This window comes from Streptomyces sp. x-19, assembly GCF_046549115.1.
Lineage (GTDB): Bacteria > Actinomycetota > Actinomycetes > Streptomycetales > Streptomycetaceae > Streptomyces > Streptomyces albulus_C.
Genome location: NZ_JAJPWK010000012.1, coordinates 204,821 through 223,707 on the forward strand (window position 1 = coordinate 204,821; position 18,887 = coordinate 223,707).

At 71.6% G+C, this 18,887-nt stretch carries 19 protein-coding genes; 12 read left to right on the plus strand and 7 right to left on the minus strand.

What is annotated here, in order from left to right:
* Positions 1 to 110 precede the first annotated feature (110 nt).
* The 3 genes from ACLJT4_RS25730 to ACLJT4_RS25740 all read left to right on the plus strand — a co-directional run bounded on the left by ACLJT4_RS25730 (position 111) and on the right by ACLJT4_RS25740 (position 3,368).
* Positions 111 to 896: a fumarylacetoacetate hydrolase family protein gene (locus tag ACLJT4_RS25730; RefSeq protein WP_411125594.1), complete on the plus strand. Its 786-nt coding sequence runs from the start codon at positions 111 to 113 to the stop codon at positions 894 to 896.
* Between the two features lie 47 nt (positions 897 to 943).
* Positions 944 to 1,675: an HAD family hydrolase gene (locus ACLJT4_RS25735; RefSeq protein ID WP_411125596.1), complete on the plus strand. Its 732-nt coding sequence runs from the start codon at positions 944 to 946 to the stop codon at positions 1,673 to 1,675.
* Between the two features lie 343 nt (positions 1,676 to 2,018).
* The gene (locus ACLJT4_RS25740; RefSeq protein WP_411125598.1) at positions 2,019 to 3,368 is read left to right on the plus strand and encodes an aminotransferase class I/II-fold pyridoxal phosphate-dependent enzyme; all 1,350 of its coding nucleotides are present in this window, start codon (positions 2,019 to 2,021) and stop codon (positions 3,366 to 3,368) included.
* A 130-nt stretch (positions 3,369 to 3,498) separates the two neighbouring features.
* Here ACLJT4_RS25740 and ACLJT4_RS25745 read toward each other — a convergent pair whose 3' ends face one another.
* On the minus strand, positions 3,499 to 3,762 hold the full coding sequence (locus ACLJT4_RS25745; RefSeq protein ID WP_233659774.1) for a hypothetical protein: 264 nt from the start codon (positions 3,760 to 3,762) through the stop codon (positions 3,499 to 3,501).
* A gap of 355 nt (positions 3,763 to 4,117) precedes the next feature.
* Here ACLJT4_RS25745 and ACLJT4_RS25750 point away from each other — a divergent pair, with 355 nt between their 5' ends.
* Positions 4,118 to 4,678 (plus strand): hypothetical protein, encoded by a 561-nt coding sequence (locus ACLJT4_RS25750; protein WP_411125600.1) that lies wholly within the window; start codon positions 4,118 to 4,120, stop codon positions 4,676 to 4,678.
* A 74-nt stretch (positions 4,679 to 4,752) separates the two neighbouring features.
* Here the strand turns inward: ACLJT4_RS25750 and ACLJT4_RS25755 are convergent, their stop codons facing one another.
* Positions 4,753 to 5,964 carry an MFS transporter gene (locus tag ACLJT4_RS25755; RefSeq protein WP_411125602.1) on the minus strand — a complete coding sequence of 404 codons (1,212 nt, stop codon included), beginning with the start codon at positions 5,962 to 5,964 and terminating at the stop codon, positions 4,753 to 4,755.
* A gap of 675 nt (positions 5,965 to 6,639) precedes the next feature.
* On the opposite strand from ACLJT4_RS25755, the gene ACLJT4_RS25760 reads away from it, so the two are divergent.
* Positions 6,640 to 7,062, plus strand: a complete 423-nt coding sequence (locus ACLJT4_RS25760; RefSeq protein WP_411125604.1) for an RDD family protein — start codon at positions 6,640 to 6,642, stop codon at positions 7,060 to 7,062.
* 380 nt (positions 7,063 to 7,442) lie between these two features.
* On the opposite strand, the gene ACLJT4_RS25765 is transcribed toward ACLJT4_RS25760, so the two are convergent.
* The 3 genes from ACLJT4_RS25765 to ACLJT4_RS25775 form a co-directional block, all read right to left on the minus strand.
* Positions 7,443 to 7,760: a transcriptional regulator gene (locus ACLJT4_RS25765; protein ID WP_016571766.1), complete on the minus strand. Its 318-nt coding sequence runs from the start codon at positions 7,758 to 7,760 to the stop codon at positions 7,443 to 7,445.
* Positions 7,760 to 8,242: a hypothetical protein gene (locus ACLJT4_RS25770; protein ID WP_411125607.1), complete on the minus strand. Its 483-nt coding sequence runs from the start codon at positions 8,240 to 8,242 to the stop codon at positions 7,760 to 7,762. The genes ACLJT4_RS25765 and ACLJT4_RS25770 overlap by 1 nt, the downstream gene beginning before the upstream one ends.
* A gap of 202 nt (positions 8,243 to 8,444) precedes the next feature.
* Positions 8,445 to 9,206: an SDR family oxidoreductase gene (locus tag ACLJT4_RS25775; protein ID WP_411125609.1), complete on the minus strand. Its 762-nt coding sequence runs from the start codon at positions 9,204 to 9,206 to the stop codon at positions 8,445 to 8,447.
* A gap of 149 nt (positions 9,207 to 9,355) precedes the next feature.
* Between ACLJT4_RS25775 and ACLJT4_RS25780 the strand changes: the two genes are divergently transcribed.
* The 5 genes from ACLJT4_RS25780 to ACLJT4_RS25800 all read left to right on the plus strand — a co-directional run bounded on the left by ACLJT4_RS25780 (position 9,356) and on the right by ACLJT4_RS25800 (position 13,941).
* Positions 9,356 to 10,219 carry a helix-turn-helix transcriptional regulator gene (locus ACLJT4_RS25780; protein WP_411125611.1) on the plus strand — a complete coding sequence of 288 codons (864 nt, stop codon included), beginning with the start codon at positions 9,356 to 9,358 and terminating at the stop codon, positions 10,217 to 10,219.
* Positions 10,220 to 10,420: 201 nt separating this feature from the next.
* Positions 10,421 to 10,840, plus strand: a complete 420-nt coding sequence (locus tag ACLJT4_RS25785) for a hypothetical protein (protein ID WP_411125613.1) — start codon at positions 10,421 to 10,423, stop codon at positions 10,838 to 10,840.
* Positions 10,837 to 11,331, plus strand: coding sequence for a thiol-disulfide oxidoreductase DCC family protein (locus ACLJT4_RS25790; protein ID WP_411125615.1), 495 nt, complete (start codon positions 10,837 to 10,839; stop codon positions 11,329 to 11,331). The genes ACLJT4_RS25785 and ACLJT4_RS25790 overlap by 4 nt, the downstream gene beginning before the upstream one ends.
* A gap of 78 nt (positions 11,332 to 11,409) precedes the next feature.
* Entirely contained in the window at positions 11,410 to 12,102 is a 693-nt protein-coding gene (locus ACLJT4_RS25795; RefSeq protein WP_411125657.1) for a TetR family transcriptional regulator, read from the plus strand.
* A 183-nt stretch (positions 12,103 to 12,285) separates the two neighbouring features.
* Complete coding sequence (locus ACLJT4_RS25800) at positions 12,286 to 13,941, plus strand: amidase (protein WP_411125617.1); 1,656 nt, start codon at positions 12,286 to 12,288, stop codon at positions 13,939 to 13,941.
* A gap of 73 nt (positions 13,942 to 14,014) precedes the next feature.
* On the opposite strand, the gene ACLJT4_RS25805 is transcribed toward ACLJT4_RS25800, so the two are convergent.
* Entirely contained in the window at positions 14,015 to 15,412 is a 1,398-nt protein-coding gene (locus ACLJT4_RS25805; RefSeq protein ID WP_411125619.1) for an MFS transporter, read from the minus strand.
* Between the two features lie 181 nt (positions 15,413 to 15,593).
* Here ACLJT4_RS25805 and ACLJT4_RS25810 point away from each other — a divergent pair, with 181 nt between their 5' ends.
* Together ACLJT4_RS25810 and ACLJT4_RS25815 are read left to right on the plus strand one after the other, a co-directional pair.
* Entirely contained in the window at positions 15,594 to 16,388 is a 795-nt protein-coding gene (locus ACLJT4_RS25810) for a FadR/GntR family transcriptional regulator (protein WP_411125621.1), read from the plus strand.
* 172 nt (positions 16,389 to 16,560) lie between these two features.
* Positions 16,561 to 17,937 (plus strand): pyridoxal phosphate-dependent decarboxylase family protein, encoded by a 1,377-nt coding sequence (locus ACLJT4_RS25815; RefSeq protein ID WP_411125623.1) that lies wholly within the window; start codon positions 16,561 to 16,563, stop codon positions 17,935 to 17,937.
* A gap of 58 nt (positions 17,938 to 17,995) precedes the next feature.
* Here the strand turns inward: ACLJT4_RS25815 and ACLJT4_RS25820 are convergent, their stop codons facing one another.
* Positions 17,996 to 18,772, minus strand: coding sequence for an SDR family NAD(P)-dependent oxidoreductase (locus tag ACLJT4_RS25820; protein WP_382466019.1), 777 nt, complete (start codon positions 18,770 to 18,772; stop codon positions 17,996 to 17,998).
* Positions 18,773 to 18,887: the final 115 nt, after the last annotated feature.

The following is an 18,887-nucleotide window of genomic DNA, read 5'->3' on the forward strand; positions in this document are numbered from 1 at the left end:
CGGTACCCGGCGGCGGCCGGCGGCGGCCGGAGGCCCCCGCGACCTGCTCTTCCCTTCCGGCGACATGATCGGCGAATCGACCACCCCACTCCCCACAGAAGGATGCCGCCATGCGACTGGCCCGAGTTCTCACCGCGGGCGCCGAGCAGTACGCGAGCGTCGTCGAAGGCCCACAGGGCACCGCATACGTCCTGCTGTCGACCGACCCGTTCGACAGTGCCCGTCCCTTCCGGGACGAGTGTCCGTCCACCGGCCGCCTACTCGGCGCCCATGAGGTGACGCTGCTGCCGCCGGTCCCGGCCACCGCGAAGATCGTGGGTATCGGCCGCAACTACGCGGGAACGGAGACGGGCTCCGGCGAGGCACCGTTGTTCCTCAAGCCCCACAGCGCGCTGCTCGCCCACGGACTGCCCATCGTCCGGCCGGCGTTCTCCGACGAGATCGCCTTCGAGGCGGAACTCGCTGTGGTCATCGGTCGGACCTGCCGCCAGGTGTCGCGCGACGAGGCCCTGTCATACGTCCTCGGTTACACCTGCGCCAACGACGTCACGGCCCGCGACGCACAGCGGAGTGACGGCCAGTGGACGCGCGCCAAGGGCTTCGACACATCCTGTCCGCTGGGCCCATGGATCGTGACGGGCATCGACGCCCGAGACCTCGCGATCACGGCCCGGCGCAACGGGACGGTGGTCCAGCAGGGCCGCACCTCCCAGATGCTGCTGGACATCGCAGGGCTGATCGAGCGGGTCGCGGCGGTGATGACCCTCGTCCCCGGCGACGTTCTGCTGACCGGCACGCCGGTCGGCACGGGCGCGCTGAACGTCGGCGATGAAATCGAGGTCCACATCGAGTCCGTAGGGACCCTCAGCAACCCGGTCGTGGCATCACCCCACTGAGCGTCTGGACACACCGCACCGGCCAACTCCAGTGAAAGACAGGATCCTTGACCGCATCCACGCCCAGATCGGCCGCGCGCTCCGGCACGGTCCGGCTGCCCGATCGGACAGCCGGACCCGCCGGGGTTCTGCTGGACATGGATGACACACTCGTCGACTTCAGCGGGGCGAGTCCCGCCGCGCTGGCCGAAGTGCTGGGCCCGGAGGCCGATTTCACGACCTGGATGGCGCTGACCGACCACTGGTATCCACAATTCACCTCCGGACAGGTGAGCTACCAGGCCCTTGAGCGGAACCGTCTCGCCGAGATGCTCACCCTGCTTGGCCGCCCCGTTCCCGGCACCGCCGGTCTCGACGAGCTTGACGCGCGACGCAAACAGGCCGTGGAATCCCGGCTTCGGCTCTACCCCGACGTCCTTCCCTTCGTTCGGCGCGTGCGCGCCGCCGGATACCGGATGGGGGTCCTCTCCAACTCCGACGGGCGCCAACAGCGCCGCCGCATCGCAGGGTTGGGCCTGAGCCCGTGGCTTGACGCGATCACCGTCTCGGGTGAGTCAGGTCTGGCGAAACCCTCCCCGGAGTCCTTCTTCCTGGCCTGTGACCGAATCGGCACCCCGCCCGAGCGGACGGTGCACATCGGCGACAGCCTCGACAACGACGCCATCGGTGCGCAACGTGCCGGTCTGACGGCGGTCTGGCTGCGCAGGGAGACCCCCGACGGAGCATCCGCCCCCGCAGGCATCGCGGTCGTCACGAGCCTGGCCGCCCTCACTCACTGACCCTGGCGAAATGGGGCGGTCGCGCAGGAATGCTTTTCGGTAACGCGCAATTCGGACGCATGAGAATTCGCTGTGGAGTCTTCGTCTCTGGGGGAGTGAAATTGGCCATAATGACGTGAGTTGCCGGATGCAAGGTTATCGGTGGCAAGGGAAAACCGCGCAGGCTGGGTTTACCGGCGGGCTCCGCATGTTCGCTCCTCAAACGCGAACCCCGTACGGGTTCGCCAAGAGCCCCTGTCGACTGCGCATTTGATGGACTCCAGTCATGTCGGAGCGAGGAGTCTTTCTGGCTCGGCCCCGTGAGCCGCTACCGCGTGGGGCTCGATCGTGCAGAATGTTCATCATGTCAGAGAAATACCGCATTCGGGGTCGGCGGGCCGCCGAGATCGTGATCAGCGTGGAAAAGGCTGTGACGGCCGGTGCACTTGCTCCGGGGAGTGCTCTCCCTCCCCTGAGGGACCTGGCCGCGGAACTCGGGGTCAACCCCAATACGGTTGCCTCCGCGTACCGTCTCCTGCGCGAACGAGGCGTCATCGAGACCGGCGGCCGCCGCGGCAGTCGTGTGCTGCCGCGGCCGGCCCATACGCCGCGCCATCAGGTCCGGTTCGATGTTCCCAGCGATGCGCATGACCTGTCGCACGGGAACCCCTCGACGGAGCAGTTGCCCTCGCTGGCCGAGGCGCTGCGGCATGCGGCTGCCGAGCAGGACCGTGACCCTGTTCTCTACGGAAGGGCCTCCGCGGACGAACAGTTGATGGATCTTGCTCGGCGAGAGTTCCTTGCAGACGGTGTGCCGCCGGGGCGGATCGCTGTCACCTCCGGTGCGCTCGACGCCATCGAACGCGTCCTGCAAGCTCGGCTACGACCCGGTGATCTGGTGGCTGTGGAGGATCCGGGATGGACCAGCTTGCTGGACCTCCTGCCTGCGTTGGGGCTGAACGCCGTGGGCGTCGAGGTCGACGACGATGGGCCCCGTCTCGACGACGTCGAGCGGGCGCTGGCGGCCGGAGCTGTCGCGCTCGTCGTTACGTCACGTGCGCAGAACCCCACAGGGGCGGCGTTAGGGGCGCACCGGGCGGCTGAGCTGCGGGAGGTGCTGAGGCTTCGTCCCGATGTGCTGGTGATCGAGGATGACTTCGGCCACGCAATCGCTGACGTGCCTTACCACTCGCTCTGCGCTGATGGCGGGCGACCAGTGACCGAGCACTGGACGGTGATCCGGTCGGTGACCAAAGCCTTCGGGCCTGACATGCGGTTGGCGGTGCTGACGGGCGACGCTGACACCGTGGACCGGGTCCGGGGCAGGCAGCACCTCGGGGCTGGCTGGGTGAGTTACGTGCTCCAGCGGGCCGTCGCGCAGCTGTGGAACAGCGAGGCGGTGGACCGCAAGCGGGTGGCCGGATTCTATGGAGAGCGTCGGAGGGCACTGATCCTTGCCCTGGCCGAGCAGGGAGTCCAGGCGTACGGCCGCAGCGGCTTCAACGTGTGGATTCCGGTACCGGACGAAACCCCAGCGGTGGTGGGGCTGTTGAGGCGAGGGTGGGCGGTCGCGCCCGGTTCTCGCTTCTGCTTGGGATCCCGCTCGGGCCTTCGTCTCACCGTTTCCACGCTGGGGCTTGACGACATCCCGGGGCTGGCCGCGGACATAGCCGCCGTTCTCCGTACGGACCTGAGTGCCACCCGTCCAGCCTGATGAGGGGGTCGTTCGGATGCCTCCGGACCCGTTGTCGATCCCAGCGTCGCCCATCACTCGGCGTGGCCGCGTCACGGAGAGCGAGCCAGCACCGTAACTTCCGGCCCCGGGCAGGAACCGCGCGCAGTTGTCAGTCCGGACGCGCCTGCCCCTCCCGCCACGCGTCCTTCAGCAGCAGCGCCAGCGCCAGCGTGGTCTGGGTCGGCATCCTCAGCACCACCTCCTGGCCGTCCGCGCCGATCTGGTGACGCTGGTCGTGCAGCACCAACGCCCGGTGCAGGAACTCGGCGGCGGCGAGAACGGGGTTGCCACCGGCCTGTTCCTCGAGCTCGTCGAGGGCGTCGGCCATGAGGTTGTCGAGGGACGGCTCGGGTGGGTCGTAGGAGTACGACATGGGGGGATCCTGCCGCGCGGGGAGTCGTCGTGGACGCGGACACGCTGTGGACGGTCGGAGATGCGACGAACGGCCGGTGTTCGGAGGCGCGGCTACTTCTGCCGGCGGACCGCCGATGTCATGGACGAAGAGGCTGACGGCGCGACCTTCGGGATCGGCCCTTTCGGTGAGTTCGAGAGTGTCGGTGTCGCAGGTTGTGGGGCGCGGAGCCGCCTGTGAGCGAGGGCTTGGTTCACCCTTTTGGGGTAGATGGTTGGATATCGGCTCGGAGTCCTCAAACTCCTTATAAAAAGGGGGAGTTCGCTGGTTTCTTGTGGAGGAAGGGCTTCCGATGTCTCGCCGATTCATGCGTTGTGTGACGCTTGCGTCCGCCGCCGCGGTCACTTCTGTCGGTTCACTGCTCGCCGCCCCGGGAGTGGGCGCGACCGCTGCGGCTGACGCACCGGTGATCGTCACCTCGGGCTGGTCCGGGCGCGCGCAGACCGCCTATGCGACCTGCCCGGCAGGCACCACGTTGGTGGGTGGTGGCTACGACTCCAAGCCGGTGCACCTCGGCAACGGGGCGAACGCCGACGCGGTCAACGCCAACGCCCCCTCCACGTCGAAGCCCAACACCTGGGCCGTGCGCATGGACGACGGCACCGCCAACGCGTATGCCATGTGCAGCAAGGACTCCCACCAGGCGCCCGTCGTCGTCACCTCCGACTGGTCGGGCCCCGCCGAGACCGTGTACGCCACGTGTCCGGAGGGCACCACGCTGGCCGGCGGCGGATACGACTCACAGCCCGTTCACACCGGCAACGGCGCCATCGCCGATGCCGTCAATGCCAACGCCCCCTCCTCGTGGAAGGCGAACACCTGGGCCGTCCGGATGGACGGAGGCCGGGCCAAGGCATACGCCATGTGCACCAAGTGAGAGCGCGCGTGCAGAGGCGGATGGCGGCCTGACGTGCTGAAAGGGTCCCTTCCTCGCTGAGGCAGGGACCCTTTTCATGCGGAGGTCGTGTCCTGGCTGGTGAGCCGGGTTCGCTCCGCCCACGCGGCCACCGGTGGGCCGGCCGCTCCCAGAGCCGCGAAGAACCCGCCGAGCAGCAGCCAGCCTGCGTGTCCGAGTTCCAGGACCGCCGCTGTGAGGATCACCGGTGCCAGTGCCTGTCCGGCGTCGAAGCCGATGCCGAAGAGTCCCTGGTACTGCCCCTGGGCGTGGTCGGGGGCGAGGCCGAAACCGAGCGCGAAGCCGGCCGACGACTCCCACACCTCTCCGAGACTGTGCACGCAGATGGCGAGGACGGCGAGCCCCGGCGCGATCCAGGCAGGAACGTCCGCGGTCAGGGCCATCAAGGGGCAACTGACCAAGAAGAGCAGTCCGGCGAGGCGGAACGCCCGGCCGCCCTGGCGCGGTGTCTCCACCCGCGAGCCGATCCTGCTTTGGAGCAGCACGCAGACCCCGCTGTTGACCGCGGAGACCGCCGCCACGGTCCACCGGGGCGCGTCGGTGTGTGCGGAAAGCCAGATCGGCAACAGCAGGGAGACCGTCTGGTATTGCAGGCCCATGGCGCCGTAGAGCGCGACGAAGGACACGAACGGCCGGTCGGTCAGGACGGCCCAGCCGCGGTGCTCCTGGGGCCTGGGCAGGGGCCGGTAGTTCGGGATGCCGATCAGGGCGATCAGGCCGGCGCAGGCGAAGCTGGCGGCGTTGGCGAGGATGAGCGCGGTGTACGCGGTGCGGGTGCCGATCGAGACGGCGAAGGCGGCGCCGAGGGTGCCCAGGACCACGCCGAGGTTGACGAACGTGCGGAGTTTCGCCCTGAATGCGGCCGGGCGTTCACCGGCGGCGCGCGCGATGAGCGCACCGCCTGCGGCGCCGCTCGCCGTTGCCGCCAGTCGGTCCAGGGTGGCGAGGAGGGTGAACGTGCCCCAGCTGTGGATGAAGACGAACGCGGCCATCGTCGCGGCCTGCAGCGCGAGCGACGTCAACCAGATCGTGCGCGGTCCGTACCGGTCGGCCAGATTGCCTGCCGGGATCCCGGCCAGCAGACCGGTCAGCCCGGCGACGGTGAGGCCGACGCCGACCTCTGCGGCGGGCAGGTGCACCACCAGCGTGAAGTAGAGCACCGAAGCGGTGTTGAACAGCCCGTTGCCCACCCGACTGACGAAACTTGAGATGATGAGGGCGCGTTGCGGACCGTTGGGCGCTATCAAGCCGGATGTCCGCTTCTTGGACCCTTCCCGATCATGCGGAGCAGGCTAGCAGTGAGTCTTTCGGGGACCTCCGCGTGGTCCGGGGCGTCTCGTGACTCGTCAGCTCGGCGTTGCTGCCGAAAGCGGGTTGTTGCCGGCTTGCGTGACGGCGGCTCCCGTGGGTTGGGAAGGTCGTCGGTCAGGCCAGCGAGGGGATCGGACCGCTTGCCTGGGCGGTGCCGGTGGTGTTCCAGCCCTGTGGTCTGCGCTCAACATCCCGTGCTGTCAGCCCTGTCAGCCCTGCTGGCCACTTGCTGATCGCGCTGGCTCATCGTGTGGTCAACGGCCTGGAGCGAGGAAAGGACCGAGACCGCAGCGACGGCTGACCGTCCTCTCGTTCTGTGTAGGGCAACTGGTGGGTGGTATGGCCCTGTTCGTGCTTCCCGGGTTGTCGTTGTGCCGCGGCATCGGTTTGGATCACCTTCTGTGAGTAGCTTTCAGTCGCCACCGTCCTCCAACCAGCCCGGCCCCGGCTTCGGTCCCGCGCAACCGCAGTACGGTCAACCGCAGGGCGTCCCGCCTCAGCCTTATCCGCCGCAGTCCCCAGTGCCGCCGTACGGGGCGCCGCCGCAGCCCATGCATCCGCAGATGGGCAGGCCACAGGGCCCGCCCCCGCAGGCGCTCGCGGTTCCGGGCATGCGTCTGCTCGCCCGCTTCATCGACTACCTCGTCATCGTCGTGTTGATCGCCGGCGCCTGGGTGCCGGCGAACATCTGGATGTACAGCACGCTCAAGTCCGGTGACGACCGAGGGGTGCCCGTGGTTCTCGGCCTCTTCGCCTGGACGCTGCTCGTCGGACTCTTCTTCGAACCGCTGACGATGGCGATGGGCGGCACCATCGGCAAAGCCGTCTGTGGCCTGCGCGTCGTGCGCGTCGAAACCGGTGACAAGCTCGGCTTCGGTCGCGCCCTGGGCCGGTGGCTGGCCTATCTCGGGATCGGCATGGTGCCGGTTCTGGGCCTGATCAGCGTGTTGTCGTGCATCTGGAACGAGCCCTTTCGACAGTGCATGCACGACAAGGCTGCCAACACCGCGGTCGTCAAACGCCGCTGGCAGTGACGCGCCGGCCCTGGTACGGCCCGGTCTGAGGGGCGTCGGCCCATGAAGGCCATTTCGGTGGACCGGCCGATGCCGGACCAGTCCCGTCGGCTCCGTCCCGCCCGCCCGGGCGGCTCCGCCGGTCCGCCCGGGCGGGACGGAGCCGACCTGCGCCGAACCGGAGGCCCGCTTCAGCGGTAGCAGAACAACGCTCCGAAGAGGACCGGTTGTCCTCAGGGCGCGGACGTCATCTGCCGTGGCCGTCCAGGTATGCGATCAGCGCCACTTCCTTGCGGAGGAGTCGTTGCCGCCGGGTCGTGTCCCAGGCCCCGACCTTGGTCCAGTGCTGCCGCTGCGAGTCACCCGGCCGCCTGGGCCCCGACGTCTCCTCCGTCCCCCGATCAGTCTGACTGGCCGGCGGCTTGCGGGGCGTGCGCGGCTGCCGCGATCCGTTCCAACGCCGCGGCGTGGCGACGGAATTCCTCTCGCCCCACCGGTGTCAGCCGCATGAGGGCGCGGCGCCCGCCGAGGGTCTTGTACTTGCGGACCTCGACGTAGCCCTTGGACGTGAGAGCGGAAACCTGCTTGGAGAGTGCGGAGTCGCTGGTGTCGATCGCGTCCCGCACGAATCCGAACTCCGTCCAACTGGCCGGCGCCAGCAGCGCGACGATCGCCAGTCGCGCGGGGACGTGCAGGAACTCGTTGAAGTCTTCATCCATCAGTGCGTTGTGGCCTCCGCCTTCTTGTCCTGGGCCCGGGCCACTGCGACGGCCCGCCACCTGTCTGTGACGACCGCGCCCGCCAGGCACAGCACTGCGGAGACCACCGCGTGCGGTGCGGGCACGCCCCCGGCCTCCGCGGCGTCCGACAGCAGGCGGAACGCCGCCATCAGGGTCAGTGCGAACGCCAGCGCGAGGAGCGCCTGCTTGTTGGTCAGCGGCATGCGGACGGAAGCCCGTCGCGCGTAGACCACGATCGTGCCCGCGAACAGCACTAACTCCGGGAGCAGCACGGCTCCGCCCCAGGGGTTGGGCAGGTCGAAGGAGGCGAACGCCGCGAACACCAGCAGTGCCGTGACGGCGAGGTAGGGACGGGAGAGACCGTAGCGTACGTACTCGGCGTGCGACTGCCCGCGCCGACGTCGGACGTCATCCAGTGCGACCTGTGCGTCATGTGCGTCATGTGCGTCATGGGATGTCATGCGGCCCCTGCCCCTCTGCGGTATCTAGTTTCCCGTCAGGAAAATACCAGGTTCTTTCCTCCTGGGAAAGTAGTGTGGTCGAGGCGTGTGGACGACCGTAGGGCGGCGCCGTCGTCACTGGGGTGGGTGGGGCCAACGCGGGTCGGCCCGGCCGTTCCTGCCGGCCCGTGTCGACGCAGTCGGCCCGTGTCGTCGGACGGGGTCAGGCCTGTCGCGTCGGCAGTACGACGGCCTGGCGCAGGTTGACGTGGCGGGCGCGGCTCGTGGCGTAGGCGATCAGGTCTGCGACGTCGTCGGGGGAGAGGCCGATCAGGGCGTCGAACATGCCGTCCAGTTGGGTGGAGAGTTCGGCGTTGTCGATGTGGCCGCCCAGTTCCGTGTCGGTCAGGCCGGGCTCGATGTTGGTGACGCGCACGTCGCGCGGGCCCAACTCGGTGCGCAGGGACTGGGAGAGGTACGTGAGTGCGGCCTTCGTCGCGCCGTAGACCGCGTAGTGGGGGAAGGCGACGTGGGCGCCGATGGACGAGAGGTTCACGAGGTCCGCGGTCCGACCCGCCGCGGCCGCCGCGACCAGGTCCGGGGTGAAGGCGCGGATGACGCGCAGGGCGCCGGCGACGTTCGTGTCGAGCATGCGCTGCCACTCGTCGGCGCGGCCGTCGGTGACGGGGTTGGGCAGCATCACGCCGGCCGCGTTGACCACCAGGTCGACCGCCCCGTACGCGGTGTGGATCCGCTCCGCCGCCGCGTCCACGGAGGCCGGGTCGGTGACGTCGGCGGGGACCGCGAGGGCCTGCCCGCCGTCCGCTTCGATCCGGGTGGCCAGTGCGGTCAGCCGGTCGGCCCGGCGGGCGAGCAGCGCCACCCGCACGCCGTGTGAGGCGAGCGTCCGCGCGGTGGCCTCGCCCATGCCGCTGGCGGCTCCGGTGATGACGGCGGTGCGACCGGCGAGGGTGGTGTACGACATGGGAACTCCTGGTGCTGGGTGGTGTTGTCGGGCGTCTCCCGGCGACGTCACCCACTCTGGGCCCGGTGGCCGGGCTTACCCAGGGTGGCTGTTTTCCTGGGTCCGGCAGTACCAGGATCGACGGCGTACCGGAGCCTAGGATCGGCGGCATGGACACACCCATAGGCCGGGAACTCGGCGACTTCCTGCGCTCGCGGCGCGCTCGCATCCAGCCCGAGGAGGTCGGGTTGCCGGGGCACGGCCGGCGGCGGGTGCCGGGCCTGCGCCGGGAGGAGGTCGCCCAACTCGCGGGCGTCAGCGTCGACTACTACATCCGTCTCGAACAGGGCCGCGGTCCCTCCGTCTCGGACGCCGTCCTCGACGCCGTCGGGCGGGTGCTGCGCCTCGACGACACCGAGCAGGAGTACCTGCGGCGGGTGGCGAGGCCCGCCGCCCGGCGCGCCGCCACCCGCCGTGCGCCCGCCGGCGGCGCCGCGCCCCAGCAGGTCCGTCCCGGCCTGCGTCTGCTCCTGGACACCCTCGACAGGGCGCCGGCCTTCGTGCTCGGCCGCCGGATGGACGTGCTCGCGTGGAACGACCTGGGCGACGCCGTGGTGGGCTTCTCGCGGATGGCGCCCGAGGACCGCAACATGCCGCGGCAGGTGTTCCTCGACCCTCGGGCCCGTGAGCTGTACCCCGACTGGGCGGCGGTCGCCGCGGAGACGGTCGCCCATCTGCGACTGGACGCGGGACAGCATCCGCACGACGCCCAACTGACGACGCTCGTCGGCGAGTTGTCGTTGCGGAGCGAGGATTTCCGCCGGCTGTGGGCGGACCACCAGGTCAGGGAGAAGAGCTACGGCGTCAAGCGCCTTCACCATCCCGTGGTGGGCGAACTGGAGCTGCCGTACGAGACGTTGGCCGTGCCGGGGGAGGCGGGTCAGCTGTTGGTGGTCTACACGGCGGAGTCGGGTTCGCAGACGGCGGAGCGCCTGCAACTCCTGGCCAGTTGGGCGGCGACGCCGGCGGTCTGAACGGGGCGCGGGCCCCGGTGCGGCGCGGTCCTCGGTACGCCGGTACGGCGGTCGGGGGCCGCGCCGCTGCGCTTCGGGGCGTTGTCGCTCTCTCCGGGTGTCGGGCCGGTCACATGGTCGCGCCCGTACTTGAACGCGTTCAAAAAGGTGTCTACAGTCCTCCTCAAGAACTTTTGAACATGTTCAAGAAGGAGTCGGGACGTGGACCTCACCGTCGTCGCGTACGTCATCTACCTGGTCGTCAGCATCGGCCTCACCGTCTGGGTCGCCCGCACCCTCAGCCGGAACGGCCGGGTCTTCCTCGCCGACGTCCTGCGCGGGAACGAGAAGTTGACGGACGCCGTCAACCACCTGCTCGTGGTCGGCTTCTACCTCGTCAACCTCGGGTTCGTCACGCTGTACCTCCAGGACGACGCCACCCTCGCCACCGCGCGAGAAGTCTTCGAGGCGCTGTCGAAGAGGCTCGGGGTCGTGCTGCTGGTGCTCGGACTGATGCACCTCGGCAACGTCTTCGCGCTCAACAAGTTCCGCCGGCGCGGGCTGATGGACCGTGAGCAGACCCCGCCGGTGCCGCCGCAGGCGTACACCCGGCCCGCGGGCCACGGTCCGGCGCAGGCATGACGGCGCACACCGCCTCCGGGGACCGGGGTGCCGCGGGCGCCCCGGTCGGCCGGCTCACCGTCCTGTACGACGCGCACTGTCCGCTCTGCGCGTTCGTGCGCGACTGGCTGGTGCGGCAGCGGCAGTTGGTGCCGCTGGACCTGGTGCCGGCCGGGACCGAGCAGGCGCGGCAGCGGTTGCCGGAGCTGGACCACGCCAGCACCCTGGAGGAGATCACGGTGGTGGGGGACGGCGGCCAGGTGTACCGGGGCGCCGCCGCCTGGGTGGTGTGCCTGTGGGCGCTCCAGAAGTACCGGCCGTTGGCCCACCGGCTCGGCACCCGCGCCGGGCAGCGGCTCGCCCGCGGCGCGGTGCTCGCCGCGGCGCAGTACCGGGACGCGCACCGCCGTCCGCACCCCGTCGACCCGGTGGTGCCCGGTCCGGCGGACGGGCCCGCATCGGGTTCGTCCGCCGCGCGGGGCTGCCGCGGTGGCTGCACGGTGCCCGATTAGGCTCTCCCCGTGCCAGCACAGAACCAGCCCCCACCCACCAAGAGCGAGCAGACCCGCACCCTGATCCTGGAGACGGCGATGCGGCTGTTCCAGGAGCGGGGCTACGACAAGACCACGATGCGGGCCATCGCCAAGGAGGCCGGGGTCTCCGTCGGGAACGCGTACTACTACTTCGCGGGCAAGGAGCACCTGATCCAGGGCTTCTACGACCGGATCGCCCAGGAGCACCAGGCGGCGGTCCGCGAGGTGCTGGACCGGGAGACGGGCCTGGAGGAGCGGCTGGCCGGGGTACTGCGGGCGTGGCTGGACATCGCCGCGCCCTACCACGAGTTCGCGGCCCAGTTCTTCAAGAACGCCGCGGACCCGGAAAGCCCGCTCAGCCCCTTCTCCGCCGAGTCCGAACACGCCCGCCAGGCGGCCATCGACGTGCACCGCGAGGTGCTGGCCGGGTCGAAGGCGAAGGTGCCGGCGGAACTCGCCGAGGTCCTGCCCGAGTTGATGTGGCTCTCGCAGATGGGGCTGGTGCTGTACTGGGTCTTCGACCGCTCCCCGGAGCGCGAGCGCAGCCGTCGGCTGGCCGGCCGCGGCGCCCGGCTGACCGCACGCGGCGTGGCGCTGGCCCGCTTCCGGGTGCTGCGCCCCCTGGTCCACGAGGTGCACGAACTGTTCACCGACTTCCTGCCCGGCATGGCCCAGACCGCGGTCGCCCGCAAGGGGACGAAGGGCGCGCAGGAGGCCGAGGAGACGAAGGGACCGGCGGGGACGACGTGAGCGAGGTCGGCGTGCGCGAGGTCGTCATGCCGTCAGCCCGCCGCGTCCCGGCGGAGTTGGCCGGCGGGACGCGGGCGGCGCGGTTCCACGGCGGGCACCGCCGTCACCCGACCCCGCCCACCCGACGGGCACGGCGCGAAAGGCCCTTGTGCGGGTGGGCGGGCGTGTAGTCGGCTGGGTTCCATGAGGAGCAGGAGGAAGCGGAGCATCGCCACGCTGATCGGTGCCCTGGTGGTGGGGTCCCTGTGCGCGGGTGCGGCGAACCCGGGCCGGGGCGCCGCGGAAGCCCGCGGGGCGGCGGCGCCACACACCGACACCGATCGCCACGACGCCCACGACCCGAGCATCGGCGTCGACCTCGACACCGTCACCATCCCGGAACTCCAGGCGCGCATGGCGCACGGTTCCCTGACCTCGTCGGCGCTGACCGCCGCCTACCTGCGGCGGATCGCGGCGATCGACCCCACCCTCCACGCCGTGCTGCGGCTCGATCCGACGGCCCTGCGGCAGGCGGCCGCCAGCGACGTCCGGCACCGGCGCGGCGACGTCCGCGGCCCGCTCGACGGCATCCCCGTCCTGCTCAAGGACAATGTCGACACCCGCGGCCTGCCCACCACGGCCGGGTCGCTGGCGCTGGCCGGCGCTCCGCCGCACCGCGACGCCGCCCTGGTGACCCGGCTGCGCGCGGCCGGAGCGGTGATCCTCGGCAAGACCAATCTCTCCGAGTGGGCGAACTTCCGTGCCGAGAAACCGACGTCGGGGTGGTCGGCGGTGGGCGGCCAGACCCACAACCCCTACGTCCTGGACCGCAACCCGTGCGGTTCCTCCGCCGGTTCGGCCGCCGCGCTCGCCGCGTCGTTGGCGCAGGTGGCGATCGGGACCGAGACGGACGGTTCCATCGTGTGCCCGGCCGGGATGAACGGGGTGGTCGGCCACAAGCCCACTCTCGGCCTGGTCAGCCAGTCCGGCGTGGTCCCGATCTCCGCCGAACAGGACACCGCCGGGCCCATGGCGCGCAACGTGATCGACACCGCGCTCGCCTTCTCGGTGCTCAGCGGCGGGCAGGGCGTGCGCACCGACGGCTCCGGCGACCTGCCGGCGGGGCTGCTGCGCCCGGACGGTCTGCGCGGCAAGCGGATCGGCCTGTGGCGGCTGCCCTCGCTCGGGCCGGAGGTGGACGCCGTGCTGTCCCGGACCGCCGAGCGGCTGCGCGGCGCGGGCGCCGAGGTCGTCGAGGTGACGCCGCCGTACCAGAAGCGCCTGGCGGAACTTGAGTTCCCGGCGCTGCTGAGCGAGTTCCACCGGGACATCGACGCCTACCTCCCCACCCGCGACGGCCCGCAGGACCTCGCCGGGCTCATCGCGTTCAACCGCGCCCACCCGGCCGAACGCACCTGCTTCGCCGGCCAGGAACTCTTCGAACGGGCGCTCGCCGCCCCACCCACCACCGATCCCCAATACCGCGCCAAGCGGGCGGAGTTGACGGACCTCGCGCGGCGCTCCATCGACGAGACGATGGCCGCGCACCGGCTGGACGCCATCGCCGCGCCGACCAACCCGCCCGCCTGGACGACCGACTGCGCGCGGGGCGACAACGACGTCATCCCCTCGTCCACGCCCGCGGCCGCGGCCGGATACCCGTCGCTGTCGGTGCCGGCCGGCTTCGTGCACGAACTCCCCGTGGGACTGCTCCTGATGGCCGGCGCCCGCCAGGACGGCGAGCTCCTGTCGCTGGGGGCCGCGGTGGAACACCGCATGGACGCCTGGCGGGCGCCGCGCTACCTGCCGTCGGTGGGGTCCGCGGCCGGGGACCGGCCGGGGAGCGGCGCCGCTCGGTGAGTGCGGGAGGGGCGGGCGGACGCGGCGACTTCCCGCGCTCCGACCGCCTCGTTCCGTCGCGTCGTGCCGGGCGTCAGTCCGCCCCGCCGCGGGTGCCCCGCCGTCCCTGGGCGACCAGGCACACCGCGCTGAGCAGGGCCATCGCGGCGAAGGCGAGGGCGACCGGGGTCCAGGAGTTGCCGGACGCGGTGAACAGCCAGGTGGTGGCGGCCGGGGCCAGGGTGCCGGCGAGCCCGGCGGTCTGGAAGCTCATCGACAGGCCGGTGTACCGGGTGCGGGGGGTGAACCATCCGGACACCAACGTGCCGATCGCGGCGTAGGCGACGGTGCTGGCCAGCATGGGCAGGCACATGGCGAGCCAGAGTCCGGGGACGGAACGGGTCTCGGCGAGCCAGAACATCGGGAAGGCGACCGCGACGTGGAGCAGGATCCCGATGAGGGTGATCCGACGCAGTCCGAAGCGGTCGGCGGCGAGGGCGGCGAGCGGCGTGCAGACGATGACCACGAGGGAGGCGGCGGTCCCGGCGCCGGCCGCCTGCGAGTCGGAGAAGCCCAGGTCGTCGACGGCGTAGGTGGACATGAAGGTGACCACGATGTAGTAGCCGCCGACGGTGATCAGGAAGGCGCCGGAGGCCAGCAGCCAGGTCCGCCAGGCGTCGCGCAGGACGGACAGGAACGGGGTGTCGCGCTTGGCGGCGGGGGCCGCGACGGCGCCGGCCGGGTCGCGTTCGGCCTCGGTGGCCTCCTGCGCGGCCTCGAACTCCGGGGACTCCGCCATCGTGCGCCGGATCAGCAGGCCGACCATGACCAGCACGGCGGAGAGCAGGAAGGGGACCCGCCAGGCCCAGTCGAGCAGGGCGCGGTGGCCCAGCAGGCCGACGGCGGCGAAGGCGCCGGTGGAGAGGAAGTAGCCGACGCCGTCGCCGACTTGCGGGAAGGAGCCGAAGAACGCCTTGCGGCGGGGCGGGGCGTGTTCGACGGCGAAGAGGACCGCGCCGCCCCACTCGCCGCCGACGGCCAGCGACTGGGTCATCCGGACCAGCACCAGCAGGACCGGGGCCACCACCCCGATGGCGTGGTAGCCGGGGAGCAGGCCGATGCCGACGGTGCCGGCGCCCATCAGGGTCAGTGACCAGATGAGGGCCTTCTTGCGGCCGTACCGGTCGCCGATGTGCCCGAAGACGATCGCGCCGAGCGGGCGGCCCAGCGCGCCGACGAACAGCGTGGCGAAGGACATCAGGGTGCCCAGGGCGCGGTTCATCTCGGGGAAGAAGAGCTCGGGGAAGACCAGCGCGGACGCCGTGGCGTAGATGCCGAAGTCGTACCACTCGACGCTGGTGCCGATCAGCGAGGCGGTGGCGATCCTCCAGGGGCTCGACGGGCGTGCGGGGCCGGGGTCGGGGTCGGCGCCGGGGGCGCTGGTGCTCGGCTCCGGGGCGGAGCTCGCCGGGGCACCTGCGGTTCTGCTCATGAAGACGCTCCTCACGGCGGTCCCATGGAACGGCGGACCGCTGCGGGGTGCGGCGGGGCGTGCACCCGGTCCGGCCGCCCAATCAATGGGTTTGCCTGGGATCCAAAAATGATGAGGTGACCGTAGGAGGGGGGCGGATGCCTGTCAATAGGTTCCGCGCGAAGTCCAATAGGCTGGAGGCGTGAGCGACGGCGTGCATGACGAGGGTTCCGGCGGGTCGGCCCGCAGCGGCGACGGCGAGCGAGTGAACGGGGCGGGGCAGCAGTCCTCGCGGGCGGTGGTGGCCGAGGCGCTGCGGCAGCGGATCGCGCTCGGCGGCTTCGGCCCGGGCGACCGGCTGCCGCCGGAGCGGGAGTTGGCGGCGGCGTTCGGCGTGGGGCGCAACACCGTGCGGCAGGCGCTGCGCGAGCTGGCGGACGAGGGGCTGGTGCACACCACCCTGGGGCGCGCGGGCGGCACCCGGATCGCCTCGGCCCGGCCCGGCGGCGACAGCGCGCGCGCCGCGGTCACCGCCGGGATCCGGGCGTCGCTGCGCGACTACATGGAATACCGGCAGGCCATCGAGCCGTACGCGGCGCGGCTGGCGGCCGAGCGCGGGGGCGGCGCGGCGCGCCGGGAACTGCTGGCGCTGCTCGATGCCAAGGTCACGGACCTGGGCGAGTACCACCGGATCGACACCCGCTTCCACCTCGGGCTGGCGTCCGCGGGCGGCAACGAGGTGCTGGCGGAGGCGGTGACCCGGGCGCGGGCCGAGATGTTCGTCGCCGGCAACGCGCTCTGGCTGGGCTCGGACTGGAGCCGGGTCTACCCCACGGACCGGGATTTCGGGCTGGCCCTCCGCGAGGAGCACGAGGCGATCGCGTTCGCGGTGCTGGCCGGGGACGGCGCGGCCGCGGAGGCGGCCATGCGGGACCACCTGCGGGACGCGCACCGGCAGTTCCTGACGGTCCTGGACCAGTTCGCGGCGCACGACTAGGTCCGGTCCGGGCTGCTCGTGGGGCGAGGTCCCAGGGAGGGGCCCGTGTGTCGCCGCCGCAACCGCTGATTGACGCTGCCTGCCGCGGACACTTACGCTCCCGTAAATGGATCTGATCCAGATCCATTGGATCCGGAGTGTGGGATCCCGCTACGCGACAGGAGAGACGCCCGTGCACGCTTACGACGAGGAACTCGCCCAGCAGGTCATGGACCACCTGCTCCACCGGCTGCGGCTCGACCCGCCGCCGCTGGGCCGCCTCGGCGAGGTCGGTGCACTCTCCACCGCGCTCAAGGACGCGATAGGCACCGGCCCGCGCCCGGTGGCCGACGTGCTGCGCACCTACACCGACGACCTCGAACCCACCGTCGTCTCCTGCGACCACCCCGCCTTCCTGGCGTTCATCCCCGGTGCGCCCACCAAGGCCGCGGCCCTCTTCGACATGGTGCTCTCCGCGTCGTCGCTGCACGGGGTGTCCTGGCTGGAGGCGTCCGGCGCGGTGGCCGCGGAGAACCAGGTGCTGCGCCTGCTCGCCGACCTCGCCGGACTGCCCGCGGCCGCGGGCGGCTGCTTCGTCAGCGGCGGCTCGGCCGGCAACCTCTCCGCCCTCGTCGTCGCCCGGGACACCGGCCGCCGCACCCGGGGCCTCGGCGACGCCGCCCCGGTTCGGATCGCCGTCAGCGACCAGGTCCACTCCTCCGTCGGCAACACGCTGCGGATCATCGGCGTGGAACCGCTGGTGGTGCCGACCGAGGACCACCGGCTGACCGGGGACGCGCTGCGCACGGCCCTGGACGCGGCCGAGCGGGACGGCGGCGCGCCGGTGGTCGCGGTGGTCGCCACCGCCGGCACCACCAACGCCGGGATCGTCGACGACCTGGCCGGCGTCGCCGAGCAGGCCCGGACCCGCGCGCTGTGGCTGCACGTCGACGCGGCCTACGGCGGCGCCGCGCTCTTCGTCCCCGAACTCCGCGACCGGCTCCGCGGCATCGAGCACGCCGACTCGCTGGTCATGGACCCGCACAAGTGGATGTTCGCGCCCTTCGACTGCGGCGCCCTGCTCTACCGGGAACCGCACCTGGCCCGCGCGGTGCACACCCAGGACGCCTCCTACCTCGACGCCATCCACGGCGCCGACGGCGACACCCCCGGCGAGTGGAACCCCAGCGACTACGCCTACCACCTCACCCGCCGCCCGCGCGGGCTGCCGCTGTGGTTCTCGCTGGCCGTCCACGGCACCGACGCCTACCGCGACGCCGTCGCCCGCGGCGCCCGGACCGCCCGCCGGACCGCCGAGCAGGTGCGGGCGACCGACGGCCTGGAACTGCTGCGGGAGCCGGAGCTGACCGTGGTCCTGGTGCGCCGCACCGGCTGGCGGCCCGAGGACTACTACGCCTGGTCCAAGCGGCTGTTGGCGGCCGGAACGGCCTTCGTGACCCCCAGCGTCTGGGAGGGTGAGACCGTCGCCCGGCTGGCGTTCCTGCACCCGGACATCAGTGAGGAGACCGTCACCGGCATCCTCGACTCCATGGTGGGGGAGGGGAGTTGAGACCGGGAGGCGTGGCACCGCCCGGGGGCGGGCGGTGCCACGCCTCCCGGCCACGGCGTCAGGTCACCGAGAAGCCGCCGTCCACGAACAGCGTCTGCCCGGTCACGTACGCCGAGCCGGGGCCGGCCAGGAAGACCGCGGCGCCGGCGAAGTCGGCCAGTTCGCCGTTGCGGCCGGTCATCGTCCGGCGCGCCATCGCCTCGGTGCGCTCCGGATCCGCGAAGACCGCCGCGTTGAGCGGGGTGCGCACGAATCCGGGGGCGAGGGCGTTGACGGTCACACCGTGCCGGGACCATGCCTCGGCCTGGGAACGGGTCAGTGCGGCCAGGCCCGCCTTGGACACCCCGTAGGCGCCGCTGTTGCCGAACGCCCGGATCGCCTGCTGGGACGCGACGTGGACGATCCGCCCCCAGCCCCGCTCCGCCATCGCGGGACCGAAACGCTGGCCCAACAGGAACGGGGCGTCCAGATTGACCGCCATCGTGCGGTCCCACTCCTCGGTGCGCAACGCGTCGAGCGGCGGGCGGGGATTGACCCCGGCGGCGTTGACCAGGACGTCCGGTGCGCCGAACCGGCGCACCACCTCGTCGGCGCCGGTCCCGACCGCCGCCCGGTCGCCCAGGTCGGCGGCCACCCAGTCCGCCGCGCACCCCGCCGTCCGCAGCTCCTCGGCGGCTTCCCGCAACGGGTCCGGGCGGCGCGCCATCAGGACGACGGCGGCCCCGGCACGCCCCAGCGCCTCGGCGATCGCCCGCCCGATCCCGGAGCTGCCCCCGGTCACCAGGGCCCGCCGACCGGAGAGCGAGAACAACGCGTCGAGGTACGGGGTGGACACGGGTCGGCCTCCTGGGCGGACGGGGTGCGCGCCGCGGGGCGCTGCGGTCGTCAAGCTCCCCGACGATCACACACCGCCCCGCCCCGCGCCACCCCCTTCCCGCCGGCCCGGTCGC